The sequence below is a fragment of the Cryobacterium tagatosivorans genome, from assembly GCF_004402215.1.
Lineage (GTDB): Bacteria > Actinomycetota > Actinomycetes > Actinomycetales > Microbacteriaceae > Cryobacterium > Cryobacterium tagatosivorans.
In genome coordinates, this window is record NZ_SOEZ01000047.1 from 1 (window position 1) to 16,883 (window position 16,883).

Sequence of the window (16,883 nt, forward strand, 5' to 3'; positions counted from 1 at the left end):
GCCTTCGGGCTTGCCGTCCCCGAACGCGTTGTCCGGGTAAGTCAGGTACTCAGTGATGAGGTCCATGAGAACAGTCAATACCCGACCACCGACATTCGAGGCGGCCAACGGAACGGGCGCGAATTCTCCCGAGCCTGACGGTTCGCTGGGTGCGATCCGCCCGCGATCGGCGTAGCGTTTTCTCACGACACGCGCCACTGGACCGCGTGGAAATACAGTATGCGGGACACCACCATGACACCCAGCAACACTCCGACACCCAGCAACACCCCGACACCGCCCCGGGTCACGATCAGCCGGCCCGCCAACAGCCGCACGGCCAACGGAGGCAGGAACAGCGGCGGAACGAGCGAGTTCTCCGAACTCGCCGGCCAAATCCGCTCGTCCGGCCTGATGCGGCGACGCTACGGCTACTACTGGGCAATGCTCGTCGCGGTCCCGATCGCCTTCGCGGCATCCTTCACGGTCTTCGTCTGGATCGGCGACACCTGGTGGCAGTTGTTCACCGCCGTGTTCTTCGCGGTCCTGTTCACGCAGACGGCGTTCCTCGGCCACGACGCGGCGCATCGCCAGATGTTCCGCTCCGGCAAATGGAACGACTGGATCAGCCTCATCGTCGGCGACCTGTTCATCGGAATGAGCTACGGCTGGTGGCAGCACAAGCACACGCGGCACCACGCGAGCCCCAACCAGATCGGGGCCGACCCCGACATCGAGCTGCCGGTGCTCTCGCTCACGCCCGACCAGGTCGCCCGGCCCCGGAGCCGGCCGGTGCGCTGGCTGATCGCGCACCAGGGGCTGTTCTTCTTCCCGATCCTGCTGCTCGAGGGGCTGTCGCTGCACGCCTCCAGCGTGCGCCGGGTGCTCGTGCGCGAGCCGGTCGCTCACCGCTGGGTGGAGATCGCTTTCCTCACCATCCGGCTCGGCGGCTATCTCGCCCTGGTTCTCCTCGTGCTCTCGCCAGGCATCGCCGCCGCCTTCCTGGCCGTCCAGCTCGGGCTGTTCGGCTTCTACATGGGCATGGCCTTCGCTCCCAATCACAAGGGGATGCCGCTGGTGCCGAAGGACCTGAGGCTCGACTTCCTCCAGCGGCAGGTGATGATGAGCCGGAACATCCGCGGCAGTCGACTGCTCGACGTGGCGATGGGCGGCCTCAACTACCAGATCGAGCACCACCTGTTCCCGTCGATGCCCCGGCCGCACCTGCGCCGGGCGGCGCCGATCGTCGCCGAGTACTGCCGGACCCGGGGCATCCCCTACACCCAGGCCGGGTTGCTCGAGTCGTACGGAATCGTCGTGGGCTACATCAACCGGGTCGGCCTCGGCGAACGCGATCCGTTCCTCTGTCCGCTGGTCGCCGAGCGCCGGGCCCTCTAGCTTTCGACCCGGCCCCGTCGACGCGGCCCCGCAGCGCGTCACTAGCCCGTTCCCAGCCAGGCGGTTTACGCTGGCCGTTGTGTCCGGAGAACCCCCACGCGATGGCGACCTCGCACGCGACGATGGTCTTCCACGCGATATCGAGATCGGCATCAGCCCTCGGCAGCCGATCCGGCGCTTCCTGCGCCGATCCCGGAGATGGGTCGAACGCCACCCAGGACTCCGCTGGGCCTATCGCCTCGGCGTCGCCGTGGTCGGCACGCTGATCGTCATCGTCGGCCTCATCCTGGTGCCCCTGCCCGGACCCGGCTGGCTGATCGTCTTCCTCGGGCTCGCGACCCTCGGCACCGAGTTCCCCGCGGCCGCCCGATTCGGCGCCTACATCAGGCGGATCCTCACCCGCCTCTGGCACCGCTGGCGCGACCGGGGCACCGCGTCGGCCGAGGCGCGCAGAAACGGACCTCGCTCGTTGGAATAGAGCGCGGGGGAGTGCGGTTCAGACAATAGATGCATATGCATGCATCGCAACCTCCGGAAAGGCGCCTACCGCAATGACACACGAGCTGGAACTGGGACTGGACACCTTCGGAGACGTCACCTGGGACGCGGACGGGCGGCCGCTGCCCCAGTGGCAGGTGCTGCGGAACGTCGTCGCCGAGGCCGTGCTGGCCGACCAGGTCGGGCTCGACTTCTTCGGGATCGGGGAGCACCACCGGGAGGACTTCTCCGTGTCGGCCCCGGAGGTCGTGCTCGCCGCGATCGCCGGACAGACCGAGCGCATCCGTCTCGGCTCGGCGGTGACCGTGCTCAGCTCCGACGACCCCGTTCGCGTGTTCCAGCGGTTCGCCACCCTCGACGCGGTCTCGAGCGGCCGAGCGGAGGTCATCCTGGGGCGCGGTTCGTTCACCGAGTCGTTCCCGCTCTTCGGCTACGAACTCGACCGGTACGAACTGCTCTTCGAGGAGAAGCTGAACCTGTTCACCGAGCTCCTCACCGAGGAACCCGTGACCTGGCAGGGCGAGACGAGGGCCGGCCTGAGCGGGCAGCGGGTGTTCCCGCCCACCGAGTCGGGGGCGCTGCGCACCTGGGTCGGCGTAGGCGGCAGCCCGCAGTCGGTCATCCGTGCCGCGCACTACGGCCTGCCCCTGATGATGGCCATCATCGGCGGCGAGCCGCTGTCCTTCGCGCCGCTCGTGGACCTCTACCACCGGGCGCTGGCCAAGTTCGACCGAACGACGCTGCCGATCGGCCAGCACTCGCCGGGCTACATCGCCGCGACGGATGCGCAGGCCCGGGACGAAATGTGGCCTCACTTCGCCGCCATGCAGGAGCGCATCGGCCGCGAACGCGGCTGGGGGCCGATGTCCCGCGACCGCTTCGAGCATGACGCCGGCCCCGACGGCGCACTCTTCGTCGGCTCGCCGGAGACCGTCGCCGCCAAGATCGCGAAGGTCGCTGAGGGCCTCGGACTGTCCCGGTTCGACCTCAAGTACAGCCTGGGCACGCTGCCGCACGAGAAGCTGATGACCAGCATCGAGCTCTACGGCACGCAGGTCGCGCCCCTGGTCCGCGAGCGCCTGGCCCGGTAGGGCGTCGGCCCACGCTGCCGGCGGGCACGGTCCGGCCCGCACCGTTCAGGCCGCACTCCGTGCCCCGACGCGGTAACGTCAATGACGAGCACCGCCGGCGCAGCTGGTCTCTCACCCGACCCCCCGATCTCCTAGCCCTGGAGGAGTCCCTTGGAAACCTGGCCCGGAACCGCCTACCCCCTCGGCGCAACCTACGACGGAAGCGGCACCAACTTCGCGTTGTACAGCGAAGCGGCCGAGCGTGTCGAGCTGTGCCTCTTCGACGACGACGGTGTCGAGACCCGCGTCGAGGTCATCGAGTCGAGTGCGTTCATCTGGCACTGCTACCTGCCGCACACGCAACCGGGGCAGCGCTACGGCTACCGCGTGCACGGCGAGTACAACCCGGGCGAGGGCAAGCGCGCCAACCCCAACAAGCTCCTGCTCGACCCGTACGCCAAGGCGACCAGCGGGGTCATTGGCTGGGACCCGGCGCTGTTCTCCTACAACTTCGGCGACCCGGACTCCCGCAATGACCAGGACTCCGCCCCGCACATGATGATGGGCGTCGTCGTCAATCCGTTCTTCGACTGGCAGGGTGAGCAGCCCCTGCACACTCCCTACAGCGAGACCCTCATCTACGAGGCCCACGTGAAGGGCCTCACCCGGCTGCAGGATGCCGTGCCGGAGGACCAGCGCGGAACCTACGCCGGCGTCGCGCATCCGTCGGTCATCGACCACCTGCAGAAGCTCGGCGTCACGGCGATCGAGCTGATGCCGGTGCACCAGTTCGTCAACGACGGCACCCTGGTCGAACAGGGCCTGAACAACTACTGGGGCTACAACACGATCGGCTTCCTCTCGCCGCACAACGCCTACTCGTCGAGCGGCGACCGCGGCCAGCAGGTGCAGGAGTTCAAGGGAATGGTGCGTGCCCTGCACGCAGCCGGCATCGAGGTCATCCTCGACGTGGTCTACAACCACACCGCGGAGGGCAACCACCTCGGCCCGACGATCTCGTTCAAGGGCATCGACAACGAGGCCTACTACCGCCTGATGGACGGCGACCTGCGCCACTACATGGACTACACGGGCACCGGCAACACCCTCAACGTTCGGCACCCGCACTCGCTGCAGCTGATCATGGATTCCCTGCGTTACTGGGCGATCGAGATGCACGTCGACGGATTCCGGTTCGACCTCGCCTCCGCGCTGGCCCGGGACCTGTACGACGTCGACAAGCTCTCCACCTTCTTTGAAATGGTGCAGCAGGACCCGATCGTCTCCCAGGTGAAGCTCATCGCCGAGCCGTGGGACGTCGGCCCCGGCGGCTACCAGGTCGGCAACTTCCCGGCCCAGTGGACCGAGTGGAACGGCAAGTACCGCGACACGGTGCGCGACTTCTGGCGCGGCGAGCCGTCGACGCTGGGGGAGTTCGCCTCCCGGATCACCGGATCTGCCGATCTCTACGAGCACTCCGGCCGCCGCCCGGTGGCCTCGATCAACTTCGTCACCGCCCACGACGGCTTCACGATGAACGACCTCGTGTCGTACAACGAGAAGCACAACGACGCCAACGGAGAGAACAACCAGGACGGCGAATCACACAACCGCTCGTGGAACTCCGGCGTCGAAGGCCCCACGGATGACCCGGCGATCCGCGCCCTGCGCGCCCGGCAGCACCGCAACTTCCTCGCGACGATGCTCCTGTCGCAGGGCGTGCCGATGATCCTGCACGGCGACGAGCTGGGTCGCTCCCAGCAGGGCAACAACAACACCTACGCGCAGGACAACGAGCTGAGCTGGATCCACTGGGACGAGGCGGACCAGCCGCTGGTGGAGTTCACCGCGGCCGTGTCGAGGCTGCGGAAGGAGCATCCGACGTTCCGGCGCAGCCGGTTCTTCGACGGCCACCCCGGGAAACGGGTCGACGGAGCGCCCCTGGCCGACATCGTCTGGTTGAACAGCGACGGCGCGGAGATGCAGCAGCAGGACTGGGACGAGAACCGTGCCCGCACGGTCGGGATGTTCCTCAATGGCGACGGCATCCGGGAACGCGACGTGCGCGGAGAGCCGGTTACCGACGTGAACTTCCTGCTGCTCTTCAACGCGGATCCGGAAGACGTGCGCTTCACCCTGCCCAGCGAGGGGTACGCCAGGGCCTGGGAGATCGTGGTCGACACGGCGGGCGCCGGGGCCGATTCCGAGCCCCGGCCGGCCGGGGAGACCCTGACGCTGCCGTCACGCTCGCTGCATGTGCTGCGCGCCTACCAGCCGCCGGAAGTCGCCCCGGACCACTCGGTCGCGGCCTCCCTGGCGGCGCAGTCGGCGTCGCCGTCGCTGCCGTCGTTCGGCGCGGGGGCGGCGTTCTCGCCGCCCCGCGAGCCCGCTGCCGAGGTGGCTCCCGAGGGGACTCCCGGGTCGGCCGCCGCGGAGCCGGTTGCCGGCGGGAAGAAGCCGGCGGCCAGGAAGAACAAGCCCGCCAAAAACAAGGACGCGGAGTGAGGGTCCCGGTCACGACCTACCGGCTCCAGGTCACGGCCGGCTTCGACCTCGACGCGGCCGCGGGCGTGCTCGACTACCTCGGCGACCTCGGCGCCGACTGGCTCTACCTGTCACCGCTGCTCAAGGCGGAGGACGGGTCGGGCCACGGCTACGACGTCGTCGATCACTCCCTGGTCGATCCGGCACGCGGCGGCGCTGCCGCACTCGCCCGGCTCGCCGCGGCCGGGGCGGCGGCCGGGCACGGCATCCTCGTCGACATCGTCCCCAACCACATGGGAGTGCATACGCCCGCGCTGAACGCCTGGTGGTGGGACCTGCTGCAGCACGGCCAGGCCTCGCGCTACGCCGAGGCCTTCGACGTGGACTGGTCCTTCGGCGCCGGCCGGATCCGGCTGCCCGTGCTCGGTGACGACCAGGAGGTCAGCCGGCTCGAGGTCGTCGACGGCGAGCTGCGCTACTACGACCACCGGTTCCCGCTGGCTCCCGGTACGGCCGATGACGGCGCCGACGCGGCGACCGTGCACGAGCGCCAGCACTATGAACTCGTGGACTGGCGCCGGGCCGACGCGGAACTCAACTACCGGCGCTTCTTCGGGGTCAACAGCCTCGCCGGCATCCGGGTCGAGGTCCCCTGGGTGTTCGCGGAATCGCACGCGGAGATCCTCCGCTGGCTGCGGGACGGCCTCGTGCACGGCCTCCGGGTCGACCACCCCGACGGCCTCGCCGATCCGGGCGGCTACCTCGACCTGCTCGCCGCGGCCACGGACGGCGCGTACGTGCTCGTCGAGAAGATCCTCGAGGGGCGCGAACAGCTGCCGACGAGCTGGCCGACCGCCGGGACCACGGGCTACGACGCCCTCGCCGACTTCGACCGTGTGCTCGTCGACCCGGCCGGGCAGGCGCCCCTCGACGCCCTCGAGAGCCGACTCCAGCAGGACGCCGGACGGCCGGACCTGTCCTGGACGGAGCTGGTCTACCAGCGGAAGCGCGCCATTGCCGACGGGATCCTCCGCTCGGAGGTGCTGCGCCTCGCCCGGCTCCTTCCCGCAGAGACCGGCACCGAGGACGCGATCGCCGAGCTGCTGGCCTGGTTCCCGGTGTACCGGTCCTACCTCCCGGCCGGCGCCGCCGACCTATGGACGGCCGCGCGGCTCGCCGGCGTTCACCGGCCCGGGCTGGCCCCGCTGATCGACCGGTTGCTGCCTCTGCTCGCCGACCCGGCGCATCCGGCCGCCGTGCGGTTCCAGCAGACCTCCGGCATGGTGATGGCCAAGGGCGTCGAGGACACCGCGTACTACCGCTACAGCCGCCTGACCTCGCTCAACGAGGTGGGCGCCGACCCGGGGGAGTTCGCCGTCGACCCGGCCGAGTTCCACGCGCGCCAGCAGGCGCGGCAGGCAGCGTTCCCGACCTCGATGACGACCCTCTCGACCCACGACACGAAACGCGGCGAGGATGTCCGCGCGCGCATTTCCGTCCTCGCCGAGATCCCCGACGAGTGGGAGGCGACCCTGGCCGAACTCCTCTCGAGCGCCCCGCTCGGCGACGCCCCGTTCGAGAACCTGCTCTGGCAGGCGATCGTCGGCGCCTGGCCCTCCTCGACCGACCGGCTCGCGGCCTACGCGCTCAAGGCGGCCAGGGAGGCCGGAACTTCCACCGCCTGGACGGAACCGAACGCCGAATTCGAGGCCGCCCTGGCGGCGCTTGTCACGGCATCCGTCGACGACCCGGCGGTCGCCGACGTGGTCGGCGCGTTCGCCCGGCGCGTGCGGCAGGCCGGGTGGAGCAATTCGCTCTCGGCCAAGCTTCTGCAGCTGACCGCGCCGGGTGTGCCCGACGTGTACCAGGGCAGCGAACTGTGGGAGACCTCCCTCGTCGACCCCGACAACCGCCGACCGGTCGACTACGCCGCGCGGCGTGAACTTCTCGCCCGGATCGACGGCGGCTGGCTGCCGCCGATCGACGAGTCCGGCGCCGCCAAGCTCCTCGTCACCTCCCGGGCGCTGCGCCTCCGGCGCGACCGGGCCGAGCACTTCGTGCGCTACGCCCCCATCGAGGCCCTGGGCGCCGCGGCCGACCATGTGGTCGCCTTCGACCGTGGCGGGGCGATCACCGTGGCCACCCGCCTGCCGCTCGGCCTCGCGGCATCCGGCGGTTGGCGCGACACGGCCATCGTGCTCGCGGGCCGTCCGGTGGTCGACGTGCTCACCGGCGAACGCTTCGACGGCGGGCTGCTGCACGTTGCCGACCTGCTCGGCCGTTACCCGGTGGCGCTCCTCGTGCCCGCCGACGAGGTCGCCGCGCCGGCGCGCACCCGACGACACTGACCCGACGACACCATGACCAGCCCTGGGGGGATCTCGACCATGACCGCTAAGCCGACCACGTCCACTTTCGAGGTCTGGGCGCCCACCGCAACAACCGTCGACCTCGTCTTCACCCTCCCCCTAACCCTCCCCGATTCCCGCGAAACCGCAGTTGTGCACGCTAAAACGCCCTCAGAACGCGCACAACTGCGGTTTCGCGGGATGGAGCGTGGGGAGAACGGATGGTGGCGGGCCACGGTTGACGGGGCGGACGGGGCGGGCGGGGCGGACGCGGGAGCGGAGGGGGCCGACTACGGGTTCCGGGTGGACGGCGAGGGGCCGTATCCCGACCCGCGGTCGCGGCGGCAGCCGCACGGCGTGCACGACCTGTCGCGAACCTTCGACGCCGGGGCGCATGCCTGGCAGGACGCCGCCTGGACCGGTCGCCAGCTGGCCGGCAGCACCATCTACGAGCTCCACCTCGGCACGTTCACGCCCGAGGGGACGCTGGATGCCGCCGCCTCCCGGCTGCCGCACCTCGCGTCGATCGGCGTCGACTTCGTCGAGCTGCTCCCCGTCAACGCCTTCAACGGCACGCACAACTGGGGCTACGACGGCGTGCTCTGGTACGCCGTGCACGAGGGCTATGGCGGCCCCGCGGCCTACCAGCGTTTCGTCGACGCCTGCCACGCCGCCGGCATCGGCGTCATCCAGGACGTCGTCTACAACCACCTCGGCCCGAGCGGCAACTACCTGCCCGTCTTCGGCCCCTACCTGAGCGAGGCCGGCGGGACCAGCTGGGGCTCGTCGGTGAACCTGGACGGCCCGGATTCCGACCCGGTGCGGAGCTACATCATCGACAACGCGCTCATGTGGCTGCGCGACTACCACGTCGACGGCCTCCGGCTCGATGCGGTGCACGCCCTGCACGACGAACGCGCGACCCACCTGCTCGAGGAGCTGGCCGGCGCCGTCGCCGTGCTCAGCGCGACCGAGGGGCGCCCGCTCAGCCTGGTCGCCGAATCCGACCTCAACGATCCGAAGCTGATCACCCCGCGCGAGGCGGGCGGCTACGGGCTCGACGGGCAGTGGAGCGACGACTTCCACCACGCCGTGCACGTCGCGCTGACCGGGGAGACGGCCGGCTACTACGCCGATTTCGAACCGCTCAGCGCCCTGGCCAGGGTGCTCACCCGCGGCTTCTTCCACGACGGCACCTTCTCCAGCTTCCGCGGTCGCGTGCACGGTCGCCCCATCGACACCGAACGGATGCCCACCTGGCGCCTCGTCGTCGCCTCGCAGAACCATGACCAGATCGGCAACCGCGCAACCGGAGACCGGCTGAGTGCGCAGCTCGACGCCGGCCAGCTCGCGATCGCCGCGGCGCTGACCCTGCTCGGACCGTTCACCCCGATGCTGTTCATGGGCGAGGAGTGGGGCGCGTCGACGCCCTGGCAGTTCTTCACCTCGCATCCGGAACCCGAGCTCGGGGAAGCCACCGCCCAGGGCCGTATCGGCGAGTTCGCCCGGATGGGCTGGGACCCGAGCGTCGTCCCCGACCCGCAGGATCCCGCCACCTTCGCGCGCTCGAAACTCGACTGGGACGAGCTCGCCGAGCCCGGCCACGCGCGCGTGCTGGCCTTCTACCAGGCGGTCGCTGCGCTCAGGCGCGGGCATCCGGACTTCACCGACCCTCGGTTCGACCGCGTCCAGGTGCAGTTCGACGCGGACGAACGCTGGCTGCGCCTGCGCCGCGGCGAGAGCGAGGTCCTGGTCAACTTCGCCGTGGAGCCTCGCGCCGTGCCGACGACGGCCGGCGCCGTGCTGCTGTCCTTCGCCGCGACCGGGGATGCCGTGCTCGGCAGCGAACCGGGCTCCCTGCTCCTCGCGCCGCATGCCGTCGTCGTGGCGGGGGCCGCGCGATGACCGGCCGGCCAGCCGCGCGGGGTGTGCGCCGTTTCGAGGGTGGCGCGCGACGGGCGAAGCGGCGCACGACCAGCGCGGCGCTGTCTACGACGCGGGAGGCGTGAGGATCATGGGCACCTTCCTGTCACCGACCACGAGCGCTGCACTCGCCCGCCTCGTCCAGCTCGACGTCCAGCTCGACGCCCAGGTCGACGCCCAGCTCGACGCCGACGCCGACACCGGTTCCGCCCCGCTCGAGCGACTGCGTGCCATCCGCACGCTGCTCGACGCCCTCGAAACCGACCCCGCCACCCTCGCCGGCGTGCGAGCAGCCCTCGAGGGAGGCTCGACCTGGGAAGAGGTCGCCAATGCCGCCGGCCTGAAGCCCGCCGCCGCCAAGTGGCGCTGGCAGGGCACCGACGAGGAGATCGCGGCCAGGCAGGAGGCCGGCCGCAAGCGCTCCGCGCGCCCGAGCAGCGTGCCGACGGACCTGCCGGGGCTCTCCGTGGCGGAGGCTGCGGCCCAACTCGGGATCACCCCGCAGGCCGTGTACCTTCAGGTGAGCCGCGGCAAACTCGCCAGCCGAACCGTCGAACTGCCCGATGGCCGCAGCTACAAAAGGGTGTTCCCCGGCGAGCAGCCGGTCGCTTGACCGCGATCGGGCGGCGGCACACAATGGGGCGATGCCCCGGACACGCACCAGCACGGCTGCCGACAGGCAGTTACACGAACCGACAGCGCCCACAGAACATCCAGGACGACGGAGTGAGACATGACTAACCTGCCCCCAGCCACGCCAACCCGAACGCTGCCCATCGCCGAAACCGAGGTGCTCTCGCACGCCGGCGCGGCGGGCCGGCGCTCGGACGACCCGCCGGCCACGCCCGCGGAGCCCGCGCCGGCCCGTCCCGCGCTAGCTCGTTCTCCCGCAGCCCGCCCGGCGGCCACCCAGCGCACGGCGCTCGTCGTGCTCGCCGCCATGGGCGCGCTGGCGATCGCGTTCATCGTGCTGATGGTTGTCGGGGTCACCAACGAGGCCATCAACGCGCTGGCCGTGATCGCCACCCCGATCGCGTCGATGGTTGCCGCCTATTACGGGATCACGCTCAGCATCCAGCAGGTGAAAAACGAGCGGGCCGAGAAGGAACGCGCCCTCGAGCGGGCGGATGCCGCCATCACGGCCGGCCGGGAGACCGAGGTCTGGGCGGCGCAAATGGAGTCCGGCCTCCGCGTGGCCATGGCGAAGCTGAACGCGGCCCGGGTGAACACCGACGAGGTCACCAAGGCCGCCGGAACGCCCGACGACTTCTTCTAACGAGCCCGCGCCGCCGCCGAGCGCACCGAGCCCGTGCGGTTTGACCGCCCGGCCTGTCCTGTGACATTCTTTACGGAACGAACGGTCAGTTAGTAATTCGTAGGTCGAAGGTGATGGAGCCATGTCCGAAGCATTCCTCGTCGATGGTGTCCGCACTCCCATCGGCCGATACGGCGGAGCGCTGGCGGGGGTGCGGCCGGACGATCTCGCCGCCCTCGTGCTCGCATCCGTCGTCTCCCGCTCCGGGCTCGATCCGGCCCTGATCGACGAGGTCATCCTCGGCGGCGCCAACCAGGCCGGCGAAGACAACCGCAACGTGGCCAGGATGGCGGTACTCCTGGCCGGACTGCCCGACAGCGTGCCCGGCATCACGGTCAACCGGCTCTGCGCCTCCGGCCTCTCCGCCGTGCACATGGCCGCCAACATGATCAAGGCCGGCGAAGCCGACCTGGTCATCGCCGGCGGCGTCGAGTCGATGACGCGCGCGCCCTGGGTGCTGGCCAAGCCGGAGAAGGCGTTCGCCAAGCCCGGCGAGATCGTCGACACGTCGATCGGCTGGCGGTTCGCCAACCCGCGCCTCACCGCCCGCGACAAGGCCACCTTCTCCATGTCGGAGACCGCAGAGGAGGTCGCCACCCTCGACGGGATCACCAGGGAGGATGCCGACGCCTTCGCGCTGCGCTCCCACCGGCTGGCCGTGGCCGCCCGGGGCGAAGGCGTCTTCGCCCCGGAAATCGTCGGCGTGCCCACGAAGGCCGGGCTCGTCCTGGACGACGAGGGCCCCCGCCCCGAAACCACGCTCGAGAAGCTTGGCGCCCTCCGTTCCGTCGTGCGCCCCGGCGGCGTCGTCACCGCGGGCAACGCGAGCTCGCTCAACGACGGGGCTTCGGCCATCGTCGTGGCGAGCGAATCGGCCATCGCCCGGCTCGGGCTCACCCCTCGCGCCCGTGTCGTGGGCGGAGCGAGCGCCGGCCTGGCGCCGGAGATCATGGGCCTCGGCCCGGTCCCGGCCACCCGGAAGCTGCTCGACCGCCAGGGCCTTTCTGTCGGCGACATCGGCGCCGTCGAACTCAACGAGGCCTTCGCGACCCAGTCGCTGGCAACGATCCGCCGGCTCGGGCTCGACCCGGAGATCGTCAACCGGCACGGCGGCGCCATCGCGCTCGGACATCCGCTCGGCTCGTCCGGCAGCCGCATTCTGATCACCCTGCTCGGCCGGATGGAGCGCGAGGGCGCACGGCGCGGCATCGCCACCATGTGCGTCGGCGTCGGCCAGGGCGCGTCCCTGCTCGTGGAGCTCGTCTAGATGGCCGACGAGTTCGTTGCCGAGGGCTTCGCCACCCTCCTGGTCGCGCGGCGCGCGGACCGGCTGCACGTCCGGCTCAACCGCCCGGATGTTCGCAACGCGATCGACCAGGCCATGGTCGACGAGCTGCACCTCATCTGCGACGAGCTCGAACGCGAGCCGCGCATCCTGATCATCTCCGGTTCCAACGGGGTCTTCGCCTCCGGCGCCGACATCGCCCAGCTCCGTGAGCGACGCGCCGCGGACGCGCTGCAGGGCATCAACTCCGGCCTGTTCTCGCGGATCGCCCGCTTGCCGCTGCCCGTCATCGCGGCCCTCGACGGCTGGGCCCTCGGCGGCGGCGCCGAACTCGCCTACGCCGCCGATTTCCGGATCGCCTCCAGCACGGTTCGCCTCGGCAACCCCGAGACCGCGCTGGGGATCATCCCGGCGGCCGGTGCGCTCTGGCGGCTGGCCGAACTCGTGGGGGAGCCCGTCGCGAAGGAGATCATCCTGGCCGGCCGGATCCTGAACGCCGCCGAGGCGCTGGCGGTGCACCTCGTCACCGAGGTGCACGAGCCGGGCGCGCTGCTGGCCGCCGCGCACGCCCTCGCCGACCGCATCGGCGCCCAGGACCCCCTGGCCACGAGGCTCGCCAAGCAGGTTTTCCACGCCCAGGCCGGCGCGCATCCGCGGGTCGACAACGAGGCCCAGGCCATCCTGTTCGAATCAGAGGCGAAATTCGCCCGCATGACCACGTTCCTGGAAAGGAAGAAGAAGCGATGACGCTTGCCCCGGAGAACCTTGGCGTGCCGGCCAGTGTCGGAGTGCTCGGCGGCGGACGGATGGGCGCCGGAATCGCCCATTCCTTCCTCGTCGCCGGCTCGGCCGTCACCGTCGTCGAACGCGACGACGTGGCCGCCGCGGCCGCCTGGGAGCGCGTCATGGCCGCCGTCGACAAGGCCCTCAGCGTCGGCAGCGTCACCGGCCCCCGCTCGCGGTTCGCCGACCGGCTGACCGTCGCCACGGATGTCTCGGCCTTCGCCGGCGCCGGGCTGGTCGTCGAGGCCGTCCCGGAGGACGAGAACCTGAAGACCGCGGCCCTGCTCGCCGTCGAGGCGCAGCTGGCGGCCGACGCCTGGCTGGCCTCCAACACGTCCTCGCTCTCGATCACCGGGCTGGCCCAAGCGCTCACCCGCCCCGAGCGGTTCATCGGCCTGCACTTCTTCAACCCGGTCCCGGTCTCGACCCTGATCGAGGTCGTCACCGGCGAGGACACCAGCCGGGAACTCGCCGACCTCGCCCGCGGCTGGGTGGCCGCCCTGGGCAAAACGCCGATCATGGTGCGCGACGCCCCCGGTTTCGCCAGCTCCCGCCTCGGGGTCGCGATCGCCCTCGAGGCCATCCGCATGGTCGAGGAGGGTGTCGCCAGCGCCGAGGACATCGATGCGGCCATGGTGCTCGGCTACAAGCATCCGGTCGGCCCGCTGAAGACCACCGACATCGTCGGCCTCGACGTGCGACTCGGCATCGCCGAACACCTGCAGCAGACCCTCGGCGACCGGTTCGCCCCACCAAAACTGCTGCGCGACATGGTCGCGCAGGGAAACCTCGGACGCAAGAGCGGCCGCGGCTTCTACGACTGGAAGGACGCATCATGACACTCCTCGAACCCACCACACTGGCCCCCAGCACCGTCGTGCCGAGCTATGTGCGGGATGCCTGGTGGTCGCCCGCCGAAGGCGCGAAGACCCAGTCCGTGCTCGACGCGAGCACCGGGGCCGAGGTCGCGAAGGTCAGCGCCGAGGGACTCGACCTCGCCGCCGTGGTCGAGCACGCCCGCACGGTCGGCCAGGCCTCGCTCGGCGAGCTCACCTTCCACCAGCGCGCGCTCCTGCTCAAGCAGCTCGGGCAGTACCTCAGCGGGGTCAAGGAGGAGCTCTACGAGCTCTCCGCGAGCACCGGCGCCACCAAACGCGACTCGATGGTCGACATCGACGGCGGCATCGGCGTGCTCTTCACGCTCTCCTCGAAGGGGCGTCGCGAGATGCCCAACAGCCAGGTCTACGTCGACGGCGACGTCGAAGCGCTCTCCCGCGACGGGTCGTTCAGCGGCCAGCACATCTACACCCGCATCCCGGGCGTCGCCTGCCAGATCAACGCGTTCAACTTCCCGGTCTGGGGCATGCTCGAGAAGTTCGCGCCCGCCTTCATCGCCGGCGTGCCCTCGATCGTCAAGCCGGCCACGCCCACCGGCTACCTCACCGAGGCGATCGTGCGCCACATGCTCGCCTCCGGCATCCTGCCGGCCGGGTCGCTGCAGTTCGTCTCCGGCAGCGCCCGCGACCTGATCGACCACCTCGACTACCGCGACCTGGTCGGCTTCACCGGCTCGGCCTCGACCGCCCGCGCCCTCAAGTCGCACCCGAACATCGTGCACGGCGGCGTGCGGTTCACCAGCGAGACCGACTCCCTCAACGCCGCGATCCTCGGCCCGGATGCCGTCGCCGGCACCCCCGAGTTCGACGCCTATGTCGCATCCGTCGTCACCGAGATGACCTCGAAGGCCGGCCAGAAGTGCACCAGCATCCGCCGGGTGATCGTGCCGGCCGGCATGCGCGACGAGGTCGTCGCCGCCGTCACCGAGCGCGTCGCCAAGCGCGTGAGCATCGGCGACCCGCGCACCGAGGGCGTCACCATGGGCCCGCTCGCCAGCATCGACCAGCGCGGAGAGGTGCTCTCCAGCGCTGCCCGCCTGCTCGACGGCGGCGGCCGCATCGTGATGGGTTCGCTGGACGCCCCGGACGGCACCGACCCGGCCGGCGCGTTCGTCGGCCCGCTGCTGCTGGCCTTCGACGACGCCGAGAGCGCCGCGGTGCACGAGATCGAGGCCTTCGGCCCGGTCGCCTCGATCATCGAATACGACACCCTCGACCACGCCGTGGCCCTCGCCGCGCTCGGCGGCGGGTCGCTGGTCGCCACCGTCGCCACCCACGACCCCGAGGTCGCCCGGGCCCTCGTGCTCGGCATCGCCGCCCACCACGGCCGCGTCCTGATGCTCGACCGCGACGACGCCCGCACCAGCACCGGGCACGGCTCGCCCGTCCCGCACCTCGTGCACGGCGGACCGGGGCGGGCCGGCGGCAGCGAGGAGCTGGGCGGCATCCGTTCGGTGCTGCACCACATGCAGCGCACCGCCATCCAGGGTTCCCCGGACATGCTCACCGCCATCACCGGCGAGTGGCACACCGGCGCCGCGGTGCGCACCGGCACCCACCCGTTCCGCAAGTCCCTCGCCGAGCTCCGGGTCGGCGACCAGGTGGCCAGCGGGCTGCGGACGGTGACGCTCGCCGACATCAGCGCGTTCGCGGAATCCACCGGGGACAAGTTCTACGCGCACACCGACCCGGTCGCCGCCGAGGCGAACCCGTTCTTCCCCGGGATCGTCGCGCACGGCTACCTGCTCCTGTCCTGGGCGGCCGGCCTGTTCGTCGACGCAGCGCCCGGCCCCGTGCTCGCGAACTCGGGCCTGGAGCGACTGCGCTTCGTCACCCCCGTGGCCGCGGGCGACAGCATCCGGGTCACCCTCACCGCCAAGCGGATCACCCCGCGCGAGACCGAGGAGTACGGCGAGGTTCGCTGGGACGCCGTGCTGCACAACCAGAACGACGAGATCGTCGCCACCTACGACGTGCTCACCCTGGTCGCCAAGGTCTAGCCCCCGGGTCCGGGGGCTCCAGGGCGAATCTCAGGTTGAGTTGCGGAGAAAGTACCTTCAATTGCCGTGCGGAAGTACTTTTTCCGCAACTGAGCGCGACGGCGAGGCGGGTCTACAGGTCGGCGAGCATCGCCACGGGGTTCTCGATGCAGCCGGCGATGTAGGTGAGGAAGCCGGCGGCGGTTCCCCCATCGCACACCCGGTGGTCGAAGACCATCGAGAGTTCGACGACGGTGCGCACGGCGAGCTCGTGGTTGACCACCCACGGGCGCTCGATCATCCGGCCGATGCCCAGGATCGCGGCCTCCGGGTGGTTGATGATCGCCGCGGAACCGTCGACCCCGAGGGAGCCGAAGTTGTTCAGGGTGAACGTTCCACCGGTGAGCGCGCTGGGCGGGAAGGTCCCGTCGGCCGACTGCGCCACGATCCCGGCGATCGCATCGCGCAACTGCCTCGTGGTCATCGCCTGCGCGCCGTGTACGACCGGCACCATCAGCCCGCGCGACGTCTGCGCGGCGAGCCCGAGGTTGACCGCGGCGTGCTGCAGGATCTCCTGGCTCGCCGTGTCGACGGAGGAGTTGAGCAACGGATACTTCCGCAGCCCCGCGACGACGAACCGGGCGATGAGCGCGGTCACGCTGAAGCGTTCCCCGGTGGCAGCGAGCAGGCTGTCACGCGCGACAAACAGCTCCGTGGCGTCGACGTCCATCCAGATGGTCGCCTCCGGGATCTCCCGGCGGGAGGTCGTCAGGCGCTGGGAGACGACCTTGCGCAGCCCGGTGATCGGGATGCGGAGGTCCTCGAGCGCCACGGCGGGCCGGGCCGGCGGCGCGACCGCCTGGGCCGCCCCCGGGGCGGGCACGGAGGCGGGCAGCGTGGCGGGCACGGACGCGGGCGGCGTCAC

14 protein-coding genes are annotated in these 16,883 nt (G+C 70.7%); 12 read left to right on the forward strand and 2 right to left on the reverse strand.

The annotated features are described in order from the left end of the window. On the reverse strand, nt 1–186 hold a 186-nt coding region (locus E3O23_RS18385), incomplete at its 3' end, for a hypothetical protein (protein WP_206750962.1). A 48-nt stretch (nt 187–234) separates the two neighbouring features. Here E3O23_RS18385 and E3O23_RS09735 point away from each other — a divergent pair. The 12 genes from E3O23_RS09735 to paaZ all read left to right on the forward strand — a co-directional run bounded on the left by E3O23_RS09735 (nt 235) and on the right by paaZ (nt 15,979). After that, nucleotides 235–1,377 carry a fatty acid desaturase family protein gene (locus E3O23_RS09735; RefSeq protein ID WP_134490527.1) on the forward strand — a complete coding sequence of 381 codons (1,143 nt, stop codon included), beginning with the start codon at nt 235–237 and terminating at the stop codon, nt 1,375–1,377. Nucleotides 1,378–1,456: 79 nt separating this feature from the next. Beyond that, nucleotides 1,457–1,855 carry a TIGR02611 family protein gene (locus E3O23_RS09740; protein WP_241983419.1) on the forward strand — a complete coding sequence of 133 codons (399 nt, stop codon included), beginning with the start codon at nt 1,457–1,459 and terminating at the stop codon, nt 1,853–1,855. Between the two features lie 73 nt (nt 1,856–1,928). Beyond that, nucleotides 1,929–2,966 (forward strand): LLM class flavin-dependent oxidoreductase, encoded by a 1,038-nt coding sequence (locus tag E3O23_RS09745; protein ID WP_134490529.1) that lies wholly within the window; start codon nt 1,929–1,931, stop codon nt 2,964–2,966. Nucleotides 2,967–3,116: 150 nt separating this feature from the next. Next, a complete protein-coding gene (glgX, locus tag E3O23_RS09750) occupies nt 3,117–5,450 on the forward strand; it encodes a glycogen debranching protein GlgX (protein WP_134490531.1) in 2,334 nt (777 codons plus the stop codon). Then, a complete protein-coding gene (treY, locus tag E3O23_RS09755) occupies nt 5,447–7,777 on the forward strand; it encodes a malto-oligosyltrehalose synthase (RefSeq protein WP_134490533.1) in 2,331 nt (776 codons plus the stop codon). The genes glgX and treY overlap by 4 nt, the downstream gene beginning before the upstream one ends. Before the next feature lie 39 nt (nt 7,778–7,816). Then, nucleotides 7,817–9,682 carry a malto-oligosyltrehalose trehalohydrolase gene (gene treZ, locus E3O23_RS09760; protein ID WP_134490535.1) on the forward strand — a complete coding sequence of 622 codons (1,866 nt, stop codon included), beginning with the start codon at nt 7,817–7,819 and terminating at the stop codon, nt 9,680–9,682. A 109-nt stretch (nt 9,683–9,791) separates the two neighbouring features. Continuing rightward, nucleotides 9,792–10,313 (forward strand): hypothetical protein, encoded by a 522-nt coding sequence (locus E3O23_RS09765; RefSeq protein WP_134490537.1) that lies wholly within the window; start codon nt 9,792–9,794, stop codon nt 10,311–10,313. A 120-nt stretch (nt 10,314–10,433) separates the two neighbouring features. Next, nucleotides 10,434–10,976, forward strand: coding sequence for a hypothetical protein (locus E3O23_RS09770; RefSeq protein WP_134490539.1), 543 nt, complete (start codon nt 10,434–10,436; stop codon nt 10,974–10,976). 121 nt (nt 10,977–11,097) lie between these two features. After that, nucleotides 11,098–12,282 (forward strand): thiolase family protein, encoded by a 1,185-nt coding sequence (locus E3O23_RS09775; protein ID WP_134490541.1) that lies wholly within the window; start codon nt 11,098–11,100, stop codon nt 12,280–12,282. Beyond that, nucleotides 12,283–13,047 (forward strand): enoyl-CoA hydratase/isomerase family protein, encoded by a 765-nt coding sequence (locus E3O23_RS09780; protein WP_134490543.1) that lies wholly within the window; start codon nt 12,283–12,285, stop codon nt 13,045–13,047. It abuts the gene before it with no gap. Next, nucleotides 13,044–13,922: a 3-hydroxyacyl-CoA dehydrogenase family protein gene (locus E3O23_RS09785; protein WP_134490545.1), complete on the forward strand. Its 879-nt coding sequence runs from the start codon at nt 13,044–13,046 to the stop codon at nt 13,920–13,922. The genes E3O23_RS09780 and E3O23_RS09785 overlap by 4 nt, the downstream gene beginning before the upstream one ends. Continuing rightward, nucleotides 13,919–15,979: a phenylacetic acid degradation bifunctional protein PaaZ gene (gene paaZ / locus E3O23_RS09790; RefSeq protein ID WP_134490547.1), complete on the forward strand. Its 2,061-nt coding sequence runs from the start codon at nt 13,919–13,921 to the stop codon at nt 15,977–15,979. Before E3O23_RS09785 ends, paaZ begins: the two co-directional genes overlap by 4 nt. 112 nt (nt 15,980–16,091) lie before the next feature. Here paaZ and E3O23_RS09795 read toward each other — a convergent pair. Then, the coding region (locus E3O23_RS09795) for a dihydrolipoamide acetyltransferase family protein (RefSeq protein ID WP_166790474.1) at nt 16,092–16,883 on the reverse strand (792 nt) is incomplete at its 5' end.

What these genes read in the sequence shown, in the direction of transcription:
- E3O23_RS09735 (WP_134490527.1), top strand. Translation starts at nt 235, where the DNA reads ATGACACCCAGCAACACTCCGACACCCAGCAACACCCCGACACCGCCC.
- E3O23_RS09745 (WP_134490529.1), top strand. Translation starts at nt 1,929, where the DNA reads ATGACACACGAGCTGGAACTGGGACTGGACACCTTCGGAGACGTCACC.
- treZ (WP_134490535.1), top strand. Translation starts at nt 7,817, where the DNA reads ATGACCGCTAAGCCGACCACGTCCACTTTCGAGGTCTGGGCGCCCACC.
- E3O23_RS09765 (WP_134490537.1), top strand. Translation starts at nt 9,792, where the DNA reads ATGGGCACCTTCCTGTCACCGACCACGAGCGCTGCACTCGCCCGCCTC.
- E3O23_RS09770 (WP_134490539.1), top strand. Translation starts at nt 10,434, where the DNA reads ATGACTAACCTGCCCCCAGCCACGCCAACCCGAACGCTGCCCATCGCC.
- E3O23_RS09775 (WP_134490541.1), top strand. Translation starts at nt 11,098, where the DNA reads ATGTCCGAAGCATTCCTCGTCGATGGTGTCCGCACTCCCATCGGCCGA.
- E3O23_RS09780 (WP_134490543.1), top strand. Translation starts at nt 12,283, where the DNA reads ATGGCCGACGAGTTCGTTGCCGAGGGCTTCGCCACCCTCCTGGTCGCG.
- E3O23_RS09785 (WP_134490545.1), top strand. Translation starts at nt 13,044, where the DNA reads ATGACGCTTGCCCCGGAGAACCTTGGCGTGCCGGCCAGTGTCGGAGTG.
- paaZ (WP_134490547.1), top strand. Translation starts at nt 13,919, where the DNA reads ATGACACTCCTCGAACCCACCACACTGGCCCCCAGCACCGTCGTGCCG.